Source organism: Amycolatopsis sp. NPDC043885 (assembly GCF_056435685.1).
In genome coordinates this window covers 69,324-87,795 of the sequence record NZ_JBWKEA010000025.1, presented here as the reverse complement: position 1 = coordinate 87,795, position 18,472 = coordinate 69,324, and the positions used below count along the sequence as shown (strand labels likewise).

Annotated in this window: 19 protein-coding genes; 10 read left to right on the top strand and 9 right to left on the bottom strand. The window is 68.3% G+C overall.

Going from position 1 to position 18,472, the window contains the following annotated elements; translation table 11 throughout:
• Positions 1-92 precede the first annotated feature (92 nt).
• Positions 93-1,262: a xylose isomerase gene (gene xylA, locus AC069I_RS41065; RefSeq protein WP_478267769.1), complete on the top strand. Its 1,170-nt coding sequence runs from the start codon at positions 93-95 to the stop codon at positions 1,260-1,262.
• Here the strand turns inward: xylA and AC069I_RS41060 are convergent.
• On the bottom strand, positions 1,259-2,275 hold the full coding sequence (locus AC069I_RS41060) for an alpha/beta fold hydrolase (RefSeq protein ID WP_478229417.1): 1,017 nt from the start codon (positions 2,273-2,275) through the stop codon (positions 1,259-1,261). The genes xylA and AC069I_RS41060 overlap by 4 nt on opposite strands.
• 98 nt (positions 2,276-2,373) lie before the next feature.
• Positions 2,374-3,129 (bottom strand): thioesterase II family protein, encoded by a 756-nt coding sequence (locus tag AC069I_RS41055; RefSeq protein ID WP_478229418.1) that lies wholly within the window; start codon positions 3,127-3,129, stop codon positions 2,374-2,376.
• 161 nt (positions 3,130-3,290) lie between these two features.
• On the opposite strand from AC069I_RS41055, the gene AC069I_RS41050 reads away from it, so the two are divergent.
• Complete coding sequence (locus AC069I_RS41050) at positions 3,291-3,668, top strand: hypothetical protein (RefSeq protein ID WP_219151665.1); 378 nt, start codon at positions 3,291-3,293, stop codon at positions 3,666-3,668.
• Here AC069I_RS41050 and AC069I_RS41045 read toward each other — a convergent pair.
• On the bottom strand, positions 3,665-4,528 hold the full coding sequence (locus tag AC069I_RS41045) for an alpha/beta fold hydrolase (RefSeq protein WP_478229419.1): 864 nt from the start codon (positions 4,526-4,528) through the stop codon (positions 3,665-3,667). The genes AC069I_RS41050 and AC069I_RS41045 overlap by 4 nt on opposite strands.
• Before the next feature lie 57 nt (positions 4,529-4,585).
• Here AC069I_RS41045 and AC069I_RS41040 point away from each other — a divergent pair, with 57 nt between their 5' ends.
• Positions 4,586-5,404, top strand: a complete 819-nt coding sequence (locus AC069I_RS41040) for a helix-turn-helix domain-containing protein (protein ID WP_478229420.1) — start codon at positions 4,586-4,588, stop codon at positions 5,402-5,404.
• Between the two features lie 86 nt (positions 5,405-5,490).
• Positions 5,491-6,339: a fructosamine kinase family protein gene (locus AC069I_RS41035; protein WP_478229421.1), complete on the top strand. Its 849-nt coding sequence runs from the start codon at positions 5,491-5,493 to the stop codon at positions 6,337-6,339.
• Position 6,340: 1 nt separating this feature from the next.
• Here AC069I_RS41035 and AC069I_RS41030 read toward each other — a convergent pair whose 3' ends face one another.
• Positions 6,341-7,015, bottom strand: a complete 675-nt coding sequence (locus AC069I_RS41030; protein ID WP_340681732.1) for a TetR/AcrR family transcriptional regulator — start codon at positions 7,013-7,015, stop codon at positions 6,341-6,343.
• Between the two features lie 93 nt (positions 7,016-7,108).
• On the opposite strand from AC069I_RS41030, the gene AC069I_RS41025 reads away from it, so the two are divergent.
• Positions 7,109-7,834: an SDR family oxidoreductase gene (locus AC069I_RS41025; protein ID WP_340681733.1), complete on the top strand. Its 726-nt coding sequence runs from the start codon at positions 7,109-7,111 to the stop codon at positions 7,832-7,834.
• Between the two features lie 96 nt (positions 7,835-7,930).
• Here AC069I_RS41025 and AC069I_RS41020 read toward each other — a convergent pair whose 3' ends face one another.
• From AC069I_RS41020 to AC069I_RS41010, 3 genes are all read right to left on the bottom strand, one after another.
• Positions 7,931-8,194 (bottom strand): amphi-Trp domain-containing protein, encoded by a 264-nt coding sequence (locus tag AC069I_RS41020; RefSeq protein WP_125677397.1) that lies wholly within the window; start codon positions 8,192-8,194, stop codon positions 7,931-7,933.
• 81 nt (positions 8,195-8,275) lie between these two features.
• Positions 8,276-8,872 (bottom strand): formylglycine-generating enzyme family protein, encoded by a 597-nt coding sequence (locus tag AC069I_RS41015; protein ID WP_478267768.1) that lies wholly within the window; start codon positions 8,870-8,872, stop codon positions 8,276-8,278.
• A 30-nt stretch (positions 8,873-8,902) separates the two neighbouring features.
• Positions 8,903-10,048: a Cmx/CmrA family chloramphenicol efflux MFS transporter gene (locus tag AC069I_RS41010; RefSeq protein ID WP_478229423.1), complete on the bottom strand. Its 1,146-nt coding sequence runs from the start codon at positions 10,046-10,048 to the stop codon at positions 8,903-8,905.
• 368 nt (positions 10,049-10,416) lie between these two features.
• On the opposite strand from AC069I_RS41010, the gene AC069I_RS41005 reads away from it, so the two are divergent.
• Both AC069I_RS41005 and AC069I_RS41000 read left to right on the top strand, forming a co-directional pair.
• Complete coding sequence (locus AC069I_RS41005; RefSeq protein ID WP_478229424.1) at positions 10,417-11,496, top strand: NAD(P)H-dependent amine dehydrogenase family protein; 1,080 nt, start codon at positions 10,417-10,419, stop codon at positions 11,494-11,496.
• Positions 11,493-11,972: a carboxymuconolactone decarboxylase family protein gene (locus AC069I_RS41000; RefSeq protein WP_340681737.1), complete on the top strand. Its 480-nt coding sequence runs from the start codon at positions 11,493-11,495 to the stop codon at positions 11,970-11,972. Before AC069I_RS41005 ends, AC069I_RS41000 begins: the two co-directional genes overlap by 4 nt.
• 58 nt (positions 11,973-12,030) lie before the next feature.
• Here the strand turns inward: AC069I_RS41000 and AC069I_RS40995 are convergent, their stop codons facing one another.
• Positions 12,031-13,650: a GMC oxidoreductase gene (locus AC069I_RS40995; RefSeq protein ID WP_478229425.1), complete on the bottom strand. Its 1,620-nt coding sequence runs from the start codon at positions 13,648-13,650 to the stop codon at positions 12,031-12,033.
• A 95-nt stretch (positions 13,651-13,745) separates the two neighbouring features.
• Here AC069I_RS40995 and AC069I_RS40990 point away from each other — a divergent pair, with 95 nt between their 5' ends.
• Positions 13,746-14,111 carry an RNA-binding S4 domain-containing protein gene (locus AC069I_RS40990; protein ID WP_340681739.1) on the top strand — a complete coding sequence of 122 codons (366 nt, stop codon included), beginning with the start codon at positions 13,746-13,748 and terminating at the stop codon, positions 14,109-14,111.
• 5 nt (positions 14,112-14,116) lie between these two features.
• Here AC069I_RS40990 and AC069I_RS40985 read toward each other — a convergent pair whose 3' ends face one another.
• Entirely contained in the window at positions 14,117-14,329 is a 213-nt protein-coding gene (locus AC069I_RS40985; protein WP_478229426.1) for an ArsR/SmtB family transcription factor, read from the bottom strand.
• A 227-nt stretch (positions 14,330-14,556) separates the two neighbouring features.
• Here AC069I_RS40985 and AC069I_RS40980 point away from each other — a divergent pair, with 227 nt between their 5' ends.
• Both AC069I_RS40980 and AC069I_RS40975 read left to right on the top strand, forming a co-directional pair.
• The gene (locus AC069I_RS40980; RefSeq protein WP_478267767.1) at positions 14,557-16,878 is read left to right on the top strand and encodes a cellulose binding domain-containing protein; all 2,322 of its coding nucleotides are present in this window, start codon (positions 14,557-14,559) and stop codon (positions 16,876-16,878) included.
• Entirely contained in the window at positions 16,875-18,326 is a 1,452-nt protein-coding gene (locus AC069I_RS40975) for a cellulose binding domain-containing protein (protein WP_478232897.1), read from the top strand. The genes AC069I_RS40980 and AC069I_RS40975 overlap by 4 nt, the downstream gene beginning before the upstream one ends.
• Positions 18,327-18,472: the final 146 nt, after the last annotated feature.

Below are 18,472 nucleotides of genomic sequence, written 5' to 3'. Positions count from 1 at the left end.
GCGCGATTGTATTCGTTCGATGCCTGAACGAAAGCCTTGACCCGCCGGAGTGGCGTCGATAAGTTCAGGCATCAAACTAATTGGGAGGCGAGATGGCTCAGGCACCGACGCGTGAGGACAAGTTCAGCTTCGGGCTGTGGACCGTGGGCTGGCAGGCGAACGACATGTTCGGCCCGGCGAGCCGTCCTCCGCTCGACCCGGTCGAAGCCGTGCATCGTCTCTCGGATCTCGGCGCCTGGGGGATCACCTTCCACGACGACGACCTCGTCCCATTCGGCTCGGCCGACGCGGAACGCGCGCGGCACCTCAAGCGCTTCCAGGGCGCGCTCGCCGAGACCGGCCTCGTCGTCCCGATGGTCACCACGAACCTGTTCAGCCACCCCGTTTTCAAGGACGGCGGCCTGACCAGCAACGATCGCGATGTCCGTCGCTACGCGCTGCGGAAGGTGCTCCGGAACCTCGACCTCGCCGCCGAACTCGGCGCGTCGACGTTCGTGCTCTGGGGCGGCAGGGAAGGCAGCGAGACCGACGCCGCGAAGGACGTCCGCGCGGCGATGGACCGTTACCGTGAGGGCATCGATTTCCTCGCCCAGTACGTCCTGGACCAGGGCTACGGCCTCCGGCTCGCGCTCGAGCCGAAGCCGAACGAACCACGCGGCGACATCCTGCTGCCGACCATCGGGCACGCGCTCGCGTTCATCTCCACGCTGGACAACCACGAGATCGTCGGCGTGAACCCGGAGGTCGGGCACGAGCAGATGGCCGGGCTCAACATCGTCCACGGCATCGGGCAGGCCCTGTGGCAGGGCAAGCTGTTCCACATCGACCTCAACGGCCAGCGCGGCCCCCGGTTCGACCAGGACCTCGTGTTCGGGCACGGCGACGTGCTGTCGTCGTTCTTCCTGGTCGACCTGCTGGAGCACGGCGGCTACGACGGGCCGCGGCATTTCGACTACAAGCCGCTGCGCACGGAGAACATGGACGGCGTCTGGGCCAGTGCCGAGGCCAACATGGCCAGCTATCTCCTGTTCGCCGAACGAGCCCGCGCGTTCCGCGCCGATCCCGAGGTGCGTTCCGCGCTGGACGCCGCCCTCGTCCCGGAACTGGCGACGCCGACCCTCGACGAGGGCGAGACGGCGGCGGATCTGCTGGCGGACCGGTCGGCGTTCGAGGACTTCGACCCGGACAAGGCCGCGGAACGCGGTTACGGCTTCATCCGCCTGTCCCAGCTGGCCCTCGAACACCTCACCGGGGCACGCTAGAACCGGTCGACGTCGAGGACGGCCTTGGCGAATTCCGCCGGGGCCTCCTGTGGCACGTTGTGGCCGATCCCGTTCAGGACGCGGTGCTCGTATTTGCCGGAGAACTTCGACCGGTACGCCTTGCCGTCGGTGTTCGGGCCGTCGAAATCGCTGCCGATCGTGATTGTGGGCACCGAAACCGCCGGCCCCTGCGCGAGTTTCGCTTCCAGCGCGTCGAGTTTCGGGTCGCCCTCGGCGAGGCTCAGCCGCCACCGGTAGTTGTGGATCACGATGGCGACGTGGTCCGGGTTGTCGAAGCAGGCCGCGGAACGGTCGTAGGTCGCGTCGTCGAAGCTCCACTTCGGCGACGCGATCTTCCAGATCAGCTTGTTGAAGTCGTGGCGGTTCTTCGTGTAGCCGAGGATGCCGCGCTCGGTGGCGAAGTAGTACTGGTACCACCAGCCGAGCTCGGCGGCCGGGGAAAGCGGCTGCTTGTTCGTCTCCCGGTTGGTCACCAGGTAGCCGCTCACCGAGACGAGCGCCTTGCACCGTTCGGGCCACAGCGCGGCGATGATCACGGCCGTGCGTGCGCCCCAGTCGAAGCCGCCGAAGACGGCCTTGTCGATCTTGAGGGCGTCCAGTAACGCGACGATGTCGGCGGCGATCGCGGACTGCTGGCCGTTGCGGAACGTGTCCTTCGACAGGAACCGTGTCGGCCCGTAGCCGCGCAGGAACGGCACGATCACCCGGTACCCGGCCGCGACCAGACGCGGGGTGACGTCGACGTAGCTGTGGATGTCGTAGGGCCAGCCGTGCAGGAGGACCACCACCGGACCGCCGGCGGGGCCGGCTTCGGCGTAACCGATGCTCAGTTCCCCGGCGTCGATCTGCTTGATCGGCCCGAACGAGGTGTTCCCGCCGGTCGTGGCGGGCGTCGCCGCCGGGGCAGCCGCGGGCTGGGCCGAGCAGCCCGCCACAGTGACTCCCGCTGTCGCGGCGACGATGGCCTGCGCGAACCTTCTCCTGCTGAGCATCCTGATTCCTCCCGCGAAACGCCTGGTACGGGACGAAATTAGGGGGCAGGCTCCTGGCGCGGCGACCGTCGGACGACGTCACCGGTGTACGTCATCTACTAGGCGACTTCAGGTTCGGCGGTCACGAAGGCCGCTTCCAGCCTGCGGATCCGGGCCCAGAACTCGGCCTCCCTGCCGGGCTCGAGAACGCCCAGATACCCACCGGGTACGACGCGCCCCACGAACGCACCGGACGTCCACACCCGCCAGCCGCCGGTGGCGTCGTCGCCCGAAGCGGACGCGGGATCGTCGGTGCCGCGGATCGCCGCGATCGGGCACGGGAGCCGGGTCCTGGCGGGCCCACGGTAGGCGTTCAGCAGCTGGAGGTCGCCGAGCAGCAGGTCCAGGGCGTACTCCCAGCTTTCGGGTGAGTCACGGTAACCCGCGACGGGAGTGAGCCCGGTGCGGCCGAACACCCGCCCCATCGCCGACGCGCCCGCCTTGGCGTTCTTGTCCGGTGAGCGTCGCTGCGGGGCGCACGCGTCCACGACGACCAGCGCGCCGGGGGCGACGCCGAGGCGTTGAGCGGTTTCCAAGGCGACGAAGGCGCCCATCCCGAATCCGATCGTCACGGAGCGGGAAAACCAGGCCTTCGGTGTCGCGGCGGCCAAGTGCGTGGCGAGTTCTTCGAGAGAGGACGCCGGGGATTCCGCGAGCCGTTCCCCGTGTCCGGGATATTCGAAGGCTCGGATGTTCGCATCGACCGCGCCCGCGAGCGCGTCGAACGCTCGGCTGGTACCGCCGGCGGGCGGAAACAGCAGGTAGCCGGGTCCGCGACTGTCTGATGTGGACAGTGAAACGAGTGCGGCCGTCATGATCCGAAAGATACGCGCGATTAACCCGAATGGGGTAACGGTTCGGATTCGACCAAGATCGATTCACCCTACTGAGGGAGGTTTCGGCGAAAAGCTGCCCGGCCGTGTCGTATCTGGCACTGCCCGTTCGACGTCTTGAAAAGAGCCGGAAGGAGAAAGCGATGAACACCACGACACTGGCCTCGACCACGCGGCTGAACCCGGTGAGCCGCACCCTGCCGGTTCTGCTGGCGATGGAGGACGACGCGGAGGACGTCGGCCGCCTGTCCCCGGACGACCGCCTGACCTGCCACGTGCACGGCCGCTGGATCCACCAGTGCGTGGCTTCCCCGCTGCACGTCAACCCGATCACCCGCCACCGCTGGTGTCGTTCTTGCGCGACCGCGTTGACCGTCTCGGTCGACGAATTGTCCGGCGACGTCACGATGTCCTGTCCTCGGTGCGGCCACGGCGAAAGTGCCGCCTCGGCCAGGCTGATCGCCGCTTGCCGCGCCAGTCTGGCCGCCGCGCGCCGGGGCTCCGGCGCGCGGGCCGCCTAAGCGACCTTGTCGAGGATCCGCTCGATGATCAGGACGCGGTCCTGCGGGCGGAGATAGAGGTAGTGGCCGGCGTCCGGCAGGATTTCGACGTCGGCATGGGGGAGCAGACTCTCCAGTCGTGCGGCGGCAGCGGCGGAATCGTGCACGACGCTGCGCCCGCCGAAGAGGGCGAGCGTGGGTACTTCGATGGACCGCAAGGCCTCCTCGTCCGGGCAGACCTGGAACGGCACTCGGGCGCGATAACACCGGATCCCGGCGAGCACGAGCCGGGCGGCGGGCTGGTCGAGGACGTCCTCGCCGGCGGACCACGTCACGAAGCGGCGCCACAGCCGGTCGCTGTCGAGTACGGCGGCGGCCAAGCTGTACCGGAACACCTTCCGGGCGAACGGCGCGGCGACGGTGGTCGCGTCGAGCAACGCGATGGACGCGAGCCTGCCGGGTGCGTGGATCGCCTGGTTCACCGCGTGCCAGCCGCCGGTCGAACCACCGACGAGACGGACGTCGGTCAGTTCCAGGTTCTCGAGAACGTCGTCGAGGGCGTTCGCGCGGTCGCGGATGTCTTTGAACGGCGCCTTTTGCACGCTGCGGCCCGCTTCGCCGAGAGTGTCGATCGCGTAGACGGCGTGCCGCTCGGCCAAGGCGGGGATCAGCGCCGCGAAGCAGGCCGAGGTCGCCAGAAGGCCCGGCAGCAGGGCGATCGGACTGCCGCCGTCACCGTAGCGGTAGACCCGCGTGGTGCCATGGCGCGTTTCGACGTCGAAGACCGCGCCCGGTTCCGGGCATTCGGCCATGGCACGGTCGTAGGCGGCGAAATAGCGTTTTTCGGCCGCCGGATTCCTGAAGCCTCCGATTTTGTTCATGAGCGGAACGCTAGGCAAAGCCGTCTTCCGGGTCTTGAACGAAAGTAAGATGACGGCATGGGCGGGTGGGGTCTCGTGGTGCCGCGGCGGGACATCGTCCGCGCACCCGGCGAGCGGATTCTCCGGTGGCCGCACCCCGGCCTCGCCGCCCATGTGGCGAGCTACGTCGCGCACGATCTTCCCGACGCGGGCGCGAACTCCTGGCAGGTCACCCCGTTGTCCGTGCTCACCTGGGTGATCGACATCGACGCGCCTGCCAGGGGACCGGATATTCCCGCGTCGCCGGTGCTGGGCCTGCGCGACCGGCCGTTGCGAGTCGACCAGGCAGGCGCTTCGCGCGGGATCATCGTCACCCTGCCCCCGCTCGGTTCGTACGCGTTGTTCGGGATCCCGTTGCGGGAGCTGGCGAACTCGGTCGTCGCGGCGTCGGACCTGCTGCCGTCCGGATCGTTGACCGAACGGCTGGCCGAGGCGGCGGACTGGCCGGAGAGATTCCGGCTGCTGGACGACTACCTCGCGGCGAGGCTCGCTCGCGGCCCCGAGCTGGCCGCACCTGTCCGGTACGCGTGGGACCGGCTTTGCGCGGGCCCGGTCCGCGTCGACGTCCTCGCGGACGAGATCGGCTGGAGTAGGCAGCACCTCAACGTCCGGTTCCGCGAGCAGATCGGGCTGAATCCTCGCACGGTCGGACGGATCGCCCGGCTCAATCGCGTGCTGGCCCTGCTGGACCGGACGTCGTCGCTTTCCTGGGCGGAGGTCGCGCATTCGGGCGGTTACAGCGACCAGGCGCATCTCATCCGTGAGTTTCGGGCGTTGACCGGACGCACCCCGGCCGAGGTCGGGAAGCCGGCGGGGCTGTTCGTTCCGCCCCGGTAAGGCCGTTCGTCTCTCGAAAGCGCACGCACGCGAATTTCCGCGGGACAACGAGCGTTCACCCGATCGGCGGAGGTAGGTTGCGGGGCATGACCCAGGTTTCGACGCCTGCCGAGGCTGCCATGAAGATCACCGGACGCGCCGTCGCCGGGCAGAGGAGCCTGTCGAGCGGGGTGACCGAAGTGGTACTCGACAGCGGCGACACGGTGGTCGTCAAACGGGGCCACGCCCGGAACGCGACACCGGCCGAGGCCGCGGGCCTGCGGTGGCTGGGGGAGCCCGGTGCGGTACGGGTGCCCGAGGTTCGCGGCCACGACGGTGAATGGCTGGTCACGGAACTGGTCGGCGGCGGACGGCCGACGCATCACGCGGCGGAGCGGCTGGGGCGTGGGCTCGCGGAGTTGCACGCGGCCGGTGCGCCGGCGTTCGGCGCGGCGCCGCCGGACGGGCCCGCCGACGCGTGGATCGGCCTGGCCCCGATGGAGAACACGCCGGGCGAGGACTGGCCGACGTGGTACGCCGAGCACCGGGTCCTGCCCTACGTCCGTCGCGCGGTCGACGAGGGCATCCTGAACGGTGACGAAGCCGCTGCCATCGAGCAGGCTTGCGCACGGCTCCCCGAGGTGTCCGAACCTCCGGCGCGCCTGCACGGTGACCTGTGGAACGGCAACGTGCTGTGGGGAGCCGTCGAGGCCTCGCTCATCGATCCGGCCGCCCACGGCGGCCATCGTGAAACCGATCTGGCGATGCTGCAGTTGTTCGGCTGCCCGCTGCTCGACCGGGTGCTCGCCGCCTACCAGGAGGTCGCCCCGCTCGCCGACGGCTGGGCCGACCGGATCGGCGCGCACCAGTTGTTCCCGCTACTGGTCCACACCGTCCTTTTCGGACGGTCCTACGCCGGGCAGGCGGTCGCGGCGGCGAAGGCCGTCGGCCGGTGATTCAGCGCGCGAGGCGGTCGAGCCATTCGGCGAGCATCGCCTGCTCGGCGGAGGTCAGGACATTGCCGGGTTCCTTCTCCAATGCGGCTTTGAGCGCGATGGCGCGGCTGGGGATGTCCGAAGCCTTGTCCGCGCTGTCGGTGGTGATCGCCGCGATCACGTGTTCGCGAGCGGCGGTGATGAGGTCCGGATCGCGCTGCTCCGGCGGGCTCGCGAGGAACGACAGGATCACCCCCATTCCGGTCGCGTGCACCAGCTGCGCGGCTTGCTCGACCGGGACGCGCAGCCTGCCCGCCTCGGCGATGCGTTCGATGATCCGGCGGAGTATCGCGTCGGCCTCCTTGCGTGCTTCGCGAACGCGGGGCTCGCCGTACATGAGCATGTAGAAGGCGGGCTGGTGCAGGCCGAACTCGACGTGGAGGTCCCAGCCTCGCCGGAGGTCGCGCACCGGGTCGCCGGTCTCTCCGAGAGCGTGCTTTCCCTCCAGGTAGCTCTTGAAGCCGTACGTGGCGACGGCATCGAGAAGACCGTCCTTGTCGCCGAAGGTCCGGTAGAGCGTCGGCGCCTGCACTCCGGCGGCGGCGCTGACCGCACGCGTCGACAACGCCTCGCGTCCGCCCTCCTCCAAGAGTTCCGCCGCCGCGCGGATCAACCGGTCCTTCGTGGTCAACGTCATGTATCAACGATAACACTCACGTGGTATCACTGGTTCGATATCGCTGATACAGTGATCTCGTTAGCAATGGAAACCCCTGATGGGAGCACTTGCATGGCACGCGTAGCGATCGTCACCGGCGGTTCGCGGGGCATTGGCAGGCAGTCGGCCGAGCGGCTTGCGTCCGACGGGTTCGCGGTCGTCGTCGTATACGGCGGCAACAAGGACGAGGCGCAGGCCGCGGTCGACGCGATCACCGACGGCGGAGGTCAGGCGATCGCGGCACAGGCCGACGTCGCCGACGAGCAGGCCGTCGCGGCCGTGTTCGACACCGCGGAGAAGACCTTCGGCGGAGTCGACGTCGTGGTCCACGCCGCCGGTGCCATGTACCTGGCGCCGGTGGCCGAACTGGACCTCGACCGGCTGGACCGGTTGCACCGCACCAACATCCGCGGCACCTTCGTGGTCGACCAGCAGGCCGCCCGCCGAGTCCGCGACGGTGGCGCGATCATCAACTTCTCCACGTCGGTACTCGGCCTCGCGCTGCCGGGATACGCCGCCTATGCCGCCTCGAAGGGTGCGGTCGAGGCGATCACTCTGGTCCTCGCCCGCGAATTACGCGGCCGCGACATCACCGTGAACGCGGTCGCCCCCGGCCCGACCGCCACGGCGCTGTTCCTCGACGGCAAGGACGAGGCGACCATCGCGAGCATGGCGGCGCAGCCCCCGCTCGAACGCCTCGGCACCCCGTCCGACATCGCGGAGGTCGTCTCGTTCCTCGCCGGCCCGGCCCGCTGGGTCAACGGTCAGGTCCTTCGCGCCAACGGCGGAATCGTCTGAGCTTCTTGGATCAGAGGTAGCAGTGGTGGCGCGTTGCGAAAGGGGCGGGCCCGCCGACGAATGACGAGCCCGCCCCAGTCCTTTATGGACAGAAGATCAGACGACGGTTCCTTCGGAGTCGTCGTCCGAGTCGGTCTCTTCGATCTTCCACTTCAGCTGGAACTCGACCTCTTCCTCGCCGTCACCGCGCTCGTGCTCGATCGAGAACTGCGCACGAGCGGGGACACGGAACCGTTCCCCGGCGATCTGGATGCGGAAAGAGGTCTCGGACTCGAGCGCGTCGGCGAGCCGGCGCAGTTTCGCGACGACGTCGGCGGTGGAGTAGACGCGTTCGACGTCTCGGGGAGCGGTTCCGGTCACGATTTCCTCCAGTGTCCGACACCCTGGCCGGGTGTCCGTGCCGTCATTCAATCGCGTGATCATCACGTCGTGGAGGCGGGGTCACAGTGACCGGGCGAGGCGGAAGCCGACGTCGTCGACACGGAAGGTCGGGTGGCTGCGGCGCCGTACCGAAGCCCGGCAGCTCCAGTGCTCGTCGAACCAGCCACCGCCCTTGAGGACCCGGTATTCGCCGTACACCTCGGCGTCGTACACGTCCCAGCACCATTCCCAGACGTTGCCGAGCATGTCGTGCAGGCCCCACGCGTTGGGCGCCTTGCCGCCGACTTCGTGCACGGTCTCCGCGGAGTTCTCGCGGTACCAGGCGATCTCGTCGAGCGGCCCGTAGCGCGGACCGCTCGTGCCGGCGCGACAGGCGTGCTCCCATTCCGCTTCGGAGGGCAGCCGATAGCCGTTCGCGGTCCGGTCCCAGACCAGGGAATCCAGCTGGTAGACGGGAGTCAGACCTTCGCGTTCGGACAGGGTGTTGCAGAACTCGAGGGCGTCCTGCCACGAGACATCGACGAGAGGAAGCCGGCCGGGCTCGCGGGTGACCGGAACCGAGGCGAGCAGAAAGGACGCGACATCGACGGTCCAGTTCCGCTGTGTCCGGCGGTCCGACAGCGGCACCTCGCCCGCGGGCACAGTGATCATCTCCATGGTACGGCCGATGGTACCCACCCCCCGCGTTCATCGATGACGCACGCGGGCGGGCCGCAGGACGAGCGGAAGCGCGAGGAGGGTGATCGCCGCGCTGATCCAGATGGCGTAGCGGTAGTCGCCGGTCGACTCCGTGACGAAACCGGCGAGCACCGGGCCAAGGAACGCGCCCGCGTTCAGCGCGACGGTCGCGAACGAGCCACTCAGCGTCGGAGCTCCCGGGGTCACGTGCATGACCCGGGCCACCAGTGCGGAACCGCAGCCGAACGACAGTCCACCTTGGACGGCCGTCACGACGAACAGGGCGATCGGCTGCGTCCCGACCATCGCCAGCACCGCCCAGCCCACCGGCAGCGCACACAACCCGAGCACCAGGCCGCGCCGGAGTTCGCCGTCTCCCGTGCGGCCCGCCACTGTGACACCGAGGAACGCGCCGACGCCGAAAGCCGCCAGCAGCCCGGAAACCGCTCTGGCGGGGAGGTGGGCGACATCCGTCGCGATGACCGCGAGGAAGGCGAAGGTCGCGAAGGTGGCGCCGTTCACCAACGCGCCGAGGAGCATCGCCTGCCGCACGGGAGTTGCTTTCAGTTCACGGGCTTCGCGCCTGATCGAGACTTCGTGCGGATCCGCCGCGCCGGCCGGTGCGGAACGGAACACCAGCACCAGCGCGGGAAGGCACAACGCGGCGACGGCCCAGAACGCCGACCGCCAGCCCGCGAGGTCGCCCAGTACGGCGCCCGCCGGCACTCCGGCGACACACGACAGCGTGATACCCGCCAACAGGACCGCCGTCGCCCGCGCCTGCTTTCCCTGAGGTGCCAGGGCGACCGCCACGGGCATGGCCACGGCGAGGAATCCGGCGTTGACGATCGCCGCGACGATCCGGGTGCCGAACAGCAGCGGGAAACTCGTCGTCACGGCGCCGATGACGTGCACCACGACGAAGGCGGCCAGGAACCCGGCCAAGGCCCGGCGGCGAGGCCAGTGTGCGCTGAGCACGGCCATGGCGGGCGCGCCGACGATCATTCCGACGGCGTAGGCCGACGTCAGCGCGGCGGCCGCGCCCACCGGGACGGACAGTTCACCGGCGATCCCCGGCACGAGGCCGGAAGCCATGAATTCGGAGGTGCCTTGCGCGAAGACGGCAAGGCCGAGGACATAGACGAACAGGGGCAACAGACGACTCCCAAGGAAAAGTGAGCAGGAGGAAGCCGTGCGCGGGGCAGGAGGAAACCCGGCCGGACGCACGGAACAGCGCTCCGGTCACCGGGAAGCGAGAGGGCCGACGCCTAACGGCCGGACACGACGACTCGCCGCCGGATGACCGGCGGCTGGGTTCTGTCCGACTCGGGGCTCGTCACGGGAACGCACACTACACACGCCCGCCGCCGCCCCTCAACCCGATTGCCTGTCACCGCGGAAAACGATGTCCGTTCCGCGTACCGGAACGCTTTCGTTGCCCGCTGGATTGAACCCGAGTAATGCACTCTGACCTGCGGTTTTCGTGATTGTTTCGGTACTGGGATTCGGTTAATCTCGACTTCATGATTCCCACTGTTGTCTGGGGTACAGGCAACATCGGCCGCGCCTCCATCCGGGCCGTCGACGCGCATCCGGCGCTGGAACTCACCGGTGTGCTCGTGCACGATCCCGCGAAGGTCGGCCGCGACGCGGCCGCGCTCGCGGGAATCGACGGCGAACTGGGTGTGGCGGCGACCGATGACGTCGAAGCGATTCTGGCGGCGGGTCCGCGAGCGGTGGTGTACGCGGCGTCCGGCGACATCCGGCCCGCCGACGCGCTGGCCGACATCGTCCGCGCGATCCGGGCCGGGGCGGTGGTGGTGACGCCCGCGCTCTACGCGTTGTACGACCAGCGCAACGCGCCCGAAGAACTGCGCGAGCCGGTGCTCGCGGCGATCGCGGAGGGCGGCGGGTCGCTGTTCGTCTCCGGAGTGGATCCGGGATGGGGCAACGACATCCTGCCGTTGCTGATCAGCGGGCTCGGCACCACCGTCGACGTGGTCCGCTGCCAGGAGATCTTCGACTACTCCACCTACGACCAGCCGGACTCCGTCCGCTACCTGGTCGGGATGGGGCAGCCGATGGACTACGAGCCGCCGATGCTCGCCCCGTCGGTGCCCACGATGGTGTGGGGTGGGCAGGTGCGGCTGATCGCCCGTGGTCTCGGGGTCGACCTGGACGAGATCCGGGAGACGCTCCACCGCCGTCCGCTGGAGACGACCGTGACCACGCGGGCGATGGGCGAGTTCGAAGCCGGCACGCAGGGCGCGGTCCGCTTCGAAGTGCAGGGAATCGTGGACGGCGAGCCCCGGATCGTCATCGAGCACGTCACGCGGATCCACTCGTCGTGCGCGCGGGACTGGCCGATGCCGCCCAGCGGCGACGGGGCGCACAAGGTGATCATCGAGGGCCGTCCCCGGATCGAAGTCTCGGTCGAGGCCACCGACGAGGGCGAGAACCGGTCCGCCGGCGGTAACGCGACCGCGGTCGGCAGGCTGGTCGGCGCCATCGACTGGCTCGTGGACGCGAAACCGGGCCTCTACGACGCACTCGACGTCCCCCTGAGACCGGCGACCGGCAAGCTCGGAAGGAGCGCGCGATGAACATCGACATTCCCGAGGGCAAGGACCCGATCGGCTACGTGTGGGGCGAGATGGTGCCCGGGATCGGTGTCGCGGCGTCGCAACTCTCGCTCGCGGTGTACTCGCACACCACACTGGGGCTCCGCGAGTTCGAGGCGGCCCGGTTGCGGATCGCGCAGATCAACGGTTGCGTCTTCTGCCTGGACTGGCGGACCGAGCGTGACGGGGTGAAGGTCGAGGAGGAGTTCGCCGACGCGGTGACCGAGTGGCGGACCACCGACGCGTTCGACGAGCGGACCCGGCTGGCCGCCGAGTACGCCGAACGCTACGCGCTCGACCACCACGGCATCGACGACGAATTCTGGAAGCGGATGTCCGAGCATTACAGCCAGAAGGAAATCGTCGAGTTGAGCATGAGCATCGGTTCCTGGCTCGCCTTCGGACGGCTGAACCACGTTTTGGGGATCGACACCGTCTGCGTTCTGCCGAAGATATGACAGTGCTTGTTCAAAGAATAGGCCGGGGGTGCCGCCCCCGGCCTATTGTAGATCGTCGTCACAGATCGGTGGCGACGATCTTTTCGATGTTCCTTTCCGCCAGCGCGGTGATGGTGACGAACGGGTTCACCGAGGTGTTCCCCGGAATCAGCGCGCCGTCGATCACGTAAAGCCCCGGATATCCGTGGAGCCTGCCGTAATTGTCGGTCGCCTTGCCGAGTACCGCGCCGCCGAGCGGGTGGTACGTGAGGTGGTCGCCCCAGATCTTGTACGTGCCGAAGAGGTCGGTCCGGTAGATCGTGCCCTCTTTGGAATTGATCTTGTCGAAGATCGTCTTCGCCATCTCGATCGACGGCTGCTTCCACGCGGTCTGCCAGTCGAGGTCGACCCTGTTCGCGCTCGGGTTCCAGGAGAACGACGCGCGGTGGGGGTTCTTGGTGATCGACAGGTAGAACGAAGCGTAGGTCTCGATGCCGGTCGGCAGGGGTGCGACCTCGGCGAACGCGCCACCCGCCGCCCAGTTGTCGATACCCGCGGTGGGGATGGACGACTGCAACGCCCCGGTGGCGTCCCACATGTGGTTGGCTCGTCCGCACATGACGTTCCCGTTGTCGCCCCAGCCTTTTCCGACCTCGTTGCTGAGGTTGGGCAGCGCACCGGTGGCCCTGAGCTTGACCAGCAGTTTGCTCGTGCCGACGCTGCCGGCGGCGAAGAACACCTTGTCCGCGGTGACGGACTTCGTCGCAGTCACGGTGCCGCCGGTGTCGAGCTGCTCCATCACCACGGTGTACCCGCCGCCGGACGCGGGCGTCACCGAGGTGACGCGGTGCAGCGCCGAGATCGTCACCCGCCCCGTCGCCTTGATCCGCGGGAGATAGGTCTGCTGCAACGACTTCTTTCCGGCGTTGTTGCCGTAGAGGATCTCTCCGGCCAGCGCCGACCTCGGAACCGTGCCCGCCTGTTCCTTCTTCATGTAGTCCCAGTCGTACACGTCCGGGACGAACAGGAACGGGAAACCGGACCGCTGCGCGTGTTTCCGGCCGACTCGCGCGTACTGGTAGCACTCGGCGGTCTCGAACCAGTTCGGGTCGATGGTGGCGACGCCGAGACCCGCGTTGGCGCGCGGGTAGTAAACGCCGTACATCTCGTCGGCGTTGACCGTGGGCAGGACGGCGCCGAAGTTCTCCCGTTTCGGCGTGACGGCCATGCCGCCGTTCACGAGCGAGCCGCCACCGACGCCGCGGCCCTGGTAGACGGTGATGCCGCTGAAGTCCTCGGCGTCGAGGATCCCGGTGTGACGCGGGACGTCCTTGTCCAGCGGGAAGCCGAGGAAGTTGCTCAACGGCTGCTTTGTCCTCGTCCTCAGCCAGAAGGAGCGGTAGTCGGGTTTGGTGGTGTTGGCGAAGATCTTGCCATCCGTGCCCGGGGTGTCCCAGGCCATGCCGAGCTCGACGAGATGGACGTCGACGCCGGCCTCGGCGAGCCGGAGCGCGGCGACACAGCCGCCGTATCCGGAACCGATGACGAGTGCCGGGATTCGGGCGGCGTCGGCGATCGAACTTTTCGCGGAAGCGGTCCCGCCGAGGGCAGCCGCCCCCAGGATAGAACCAGTTCCAGCAATAAAGAGGCGGCGGGATAACTGTCCGGAAGCGCTTCTCCGCATGGTTTCGTCGCTCACGTGATCTTCCTCACCGTTGAGGGATTTAGAACAAGTTATACCTGCGGCTATGCCGGGTGGCAATAAAGATGGCCGATAGGCCACTATGTACTGCTGTGGAGTCCACTCGAGTTGATCGCTGGCTGTGGGCCGTCCGGCTGACCAAGACGCGCCCGGACGCCGCGGCGGCATGCCGTGGCGGCCATGTCCGCGTGAACGGCAAACCGGCCAAACCCGCGACCACGGTCGTGGCGGGTGACGAAGTGCGTGCGCGGGTGCACGACACGACGCGGATCCTGGAAGTGACGCGCGTGATCCAGAAAAGGGTCGGTGCCGCCGACGCCGCCACCTGCTTCATCGACCGGACGCCGGCGCCGCCGCCCGAGGCCGCCATCCCGGTCGCGCGGCGAGAGCGGGGCGCGGGGCGTCCGACGAAGCGGGAGCGCCGCGTGCTCGACCGGTTCCGTTCGGGTGAGGGCTGACCTGCCTACCCGTTGGCGCACAAGGTGTCACCGAGCGCCGAGCGCGCGTAGAACACTTCGCGTCCGGTCCGATGGCGCGTGATCAAGCCGGTGTCGTGCAGGACCTTCAGGTGCTGACTGACCGCGCCGGGCGCCATGGACAGCCGGTGGGCGAGCGCGGTCGTCGTCACCGCGTCGGCGATGGCCACGAGGACGCGGGCGCGCGTCCGCCCGATCAAGGCAACTCCCCGGTGCCGGGCAGGCCGGAGGCGTGACGGACGACGTAACGGAGGCGTTCGTTCGTCGCTACCTGGAGGCGTTCTCCATCCATATCTCGACCTTCGTCCGTTCACATACGTGGACATGATTCACATCCGTTGACGAGCAACAGGGACGTGAACTATAAAGACGGGGTCCGGGTGTACACGCCGCAACACCTTCCGTCAGTCCGTCACGGAGGTTTCGGGTGTCCCGAAAAAGTCCTCTTCGTCGTGCCGTCCTCCCGGCGGTCGCCGCCGTGGTCGCCACCGCCGCACTCCTGCAGGTACCGCCCCAGGTGGCGGACGCGGCACCGGGACCCGGCGCGCTGACCGGCCTCGACCTCGGAGCGGCGAACCGCCGCGCGCCGGTCGCGGGGCTCTACGACTGGTCCAAAGCCGGGTATCGCGGCGGTGCCGCGCTGCCCGGCTCCGGTGAGGTGAATCCGAATGCCACCTGCCAGGTCACCGCGGCCGAGCTGGCGAGCCAGTACAACGTCAAACCCGACGACGGCGCCGACGACACGAACGGTATCCAGGCGGCGATCGACGGGATCAAGAGCGCGTGCTCGCCGTCCGGGAGCTACACCAAGCTCAGCACGATCACCTTCCCGGCGGGCCGATTCGACGTCACGCACGAGATCCACGTCGACGCCGACTACCTGATCCTGCGCGGCGCGGGCAAGGACGCCACGAAGTTCGTCTACAAACCCGACGCGAACACCCTCTACGACACCCTCACCCCGGACGGTTCCGACTGGGACGAGGACGGGATGACCTCGGGCGCGGGCAAGGGCGGCTGGCTGTGGCCCGGTCGCGGGCTGTTCCGTGTCCAGTCCAGGGGAGTGCACACGTCCTACTCCAGCGACTACGCCTCGGCGCCCGCGAACCGCAAGGACATCTTCGAGGGCACCATCAACGTCCATTGGAAGGCCGGGGTGAAGCTGCGGGGCAAGCCGGGCGACACCGCGTTCGCCGCGCGGATGGGGGACAAGGTCGTCCACTTGGCGAGCAGCGGCGCGCTGACCGCGCTCGCCGCCGGGAACCTGGTCAACATCAGGGCGGCCAACTCGCTGAAGTTCTACGAGCAGCAGCAGGCGACGCCGACCACGTTCCCGTTGCTGAACATGCACATGCGCCAGCAGATCTTCACGATCGCGGCGCTCGACACGTCCGCCCGCACGATCACCCTGGACAAACCGCTCGAGTACGACGTCCCGGTGAACTCCACTTCGGACGGTTCGGCCCCGATCGACGGCGCCACCTACGACTCGAAGGCGGCGCCGCTGGTCGACCCGGTGCTCGGAGTCGGATTCGAGAACCTCGGCTTCACCCAGGACATGCCGGGGCTGAACCCCGCGGAGGCGGACAACAACTACGGGAACATGGCGCCCGCCGCGGAGATGCACGGGATCGTCTTCAAATGGGCGGCGAACTCCTGGGTCCGCGGCGTCCGCGCGGAGATGACCGGATCACATCCGATCGTCACCGAGGAGGCCAAGAACCTCCAGATCGTCGACAACGAACTCAACGGTTCGTGGAACAAGGGCAAGGGCGGCAACGGCTACTTCCGCGGCTCCCGCGTCTGGGATTCGCTCTACGCCGGCAACACTTCGACCCTGCTGCGGCATTTCACCTTCCAATGGTCCGCCGCGGGCAACGTGGTGATCGGCAACTCGTTCGACTCCGACCTCAACCTGCACGGCGGCTGGGAACGCAACAACCTGTTCGAACTCAACACCGTCAAGGTCTCGTACGCGCACCGCTCCGGGAACTGCCGGGCCAACTGCGGCGAGGAGGGTGGCGGCGGTCCCGACGACTCGAACTGGTTCCCGATCTGGTGGGGCGCGGGCAAGAAGGCGGTCAAGTGGTCGGGCGCTTCCGGCTACCGCAACGTGTTCTTCAACAACGCCATGACCAAGCAGGTCGCGGACAACGGGCCGTATAACGACTTCTACGCCGACCGGCACCGCGTCCACTCCTTCGGCTGGGACGGCACCGCGTACAAACACCTCGATATCGGCGGCACACCGATCGCCGACTGGGCGAAGAACGAGCAGCGGGACTACACCGGAGGGCAAGGGGTCGACGCCACCAAGACCGACGCCGCTTCGTCACTCTTCCTGAAGTCCGTCGACGGGACCCCGCCGTCCTCGACGGCGAGCCAGAGCCCCACCACGACGACACCGACCACCACGACGACCCAGACCCCGAGTGCCTGCCTGAACGCGACGTTCACCCGTAAGTCGGTGTGGGACAGCGGCTACGGTGCCGGCTTCACCGTCACCAACACCTGTTCGGCCGCCGTCGGTTCATGGGCGGTCGAGTTCGACCTGCCCGCCGGGACGACCATCACCGGATCGTGGAGTTCGGTGCTGGCGAGGACCGGACAGCACTACCGGTTCGGGAACGCGGCCCACAACGGGAGCGTCAAACCCGGCGGCACGGCGACGTTCGGCTTCAACGCCGCCGGTCAGGGACTCCCGGTCGCGTGCTCGATCGCCGGAACCAAATGCGGAGGCACGGAATGACGAGGAAACGACTGCACGCCGCGATCGCGGCCACGGCGTCGGCGGCGGGCCTGTTCGGCGCCGTCGTCACCGCCGAGGCCGCCGCGCCCAGCCTGACCGCGGCCTTCGCCCAGAGCTCGGTGTGGGACAGCGGATACGGCGGTAAGTACACGCTGACCAACGCGGGCGACGCGAACAGTACGCAGTGGACGATCGAGTTCGATCTCCCCGAAGGCACCGCGATCACGACGTCGTGGAGTTCGGTGCTCACCAGGACCGGCCAGCACTACAAGGTGACCAACGCCGGCTTCAACGGCACGATCAAACCCGGCGGCACCGCGTCGTTCGGCTTCAACACCTCGGGGCTCGGCCTGCCGACCGGCTGCACGATCAACGGCAGCCCGTGCGGGGGAGGGGCGCCGAGCACCACCACGACCCCGCCCACCACCACGACCACGAGCAAACCGCCGACGACGACCACCAGTGTTCCCGCGGGAGACGTGATCGACGTGAGCACGGCGGCGGAGCTGCGGGCCGCGCTGGCCGTCGCGAGCCCCGGCCGGACCATCCGGCTGGCCGCCGGAACCTATCGGGGTTCCTTCGTGGCCACGAAACCCGGCACGGCGGGCGCGCCGATCACGGTGACCGGACCGTCGACGGCGATCCTGATCAACGACGGCCCGTCCGGTGAGGCGCCTTCCTGCCCGGCGCCGACCGCGGGCTGGGACTCCGGGTACGGCTTCTGGCTCTACGGTGCGCCGTACTGGCACCTGAAGGGCTTCACCGTGCAGGAGTCGAAGAAGGGCGTCGTCGCGGACAACTCGCACCACACCGTGATCGAGGGAGTGCGAGTACACCGGATCGACGAGGAGGCCGTGCACTTCCGCCGTTCCTCGGCGGACAGTGTCATCCGTGATTCGACGATCAGCCACACCGGTCTCGTGCAGGCGGGTTACGGCGAGGGCGTCTACCTGGGCTCCGCGAACTCGAACTGGGCGTGCCACGGGAACTCGGGCGGGGTCGACCGCAGCGACCGGATCCAGGTGCTCGACAACCACATCGGGCCGTACGTCGCCGCGGAGGCCATCGATGTCAAAGAGGGCACCGTGGACGGCGTCATCCGGGGCAACACCTTCGACGGTCAAGGGGTTTCCGGGCAGAATTCGGCCGATTCCTGGGTCGACGTCAAGGGGTCCGGGTACGTGATCGAGGGCAACACCGGCACCTTCGCTTCGCCGGGGACGTTCGCGAACGGCTACGAGACGCACAATCCCGGCACCACCCCGTCGTTCCCGAACGGGTGCGGGAACGTGTGGCGGGACAACAAGTCCGATCTCGGCGGGGTCGGCCAGTACGCCATCAAGATCACGTCGACGTCGAAGTGCTCGGATCGGCCCAACGTCGTCCACGCGTCCAACACCGTGTCGAGGGCGGTGAACGGGCTGACCAACATTCCCGTCACGCCTTGACAGACGCCGGGGACGGGAGCTCCACGGCTCCCGTCCCCGGCGGGTTTCGAGGGGTAAGGCGAAGGTGGCGTGCGGTCGGCCCGTCGGCTGGAGGGCGTCGCGAAAGCCACAGTGACATTCGCCGGCGAGCCGGTCAGGTGGGTGAC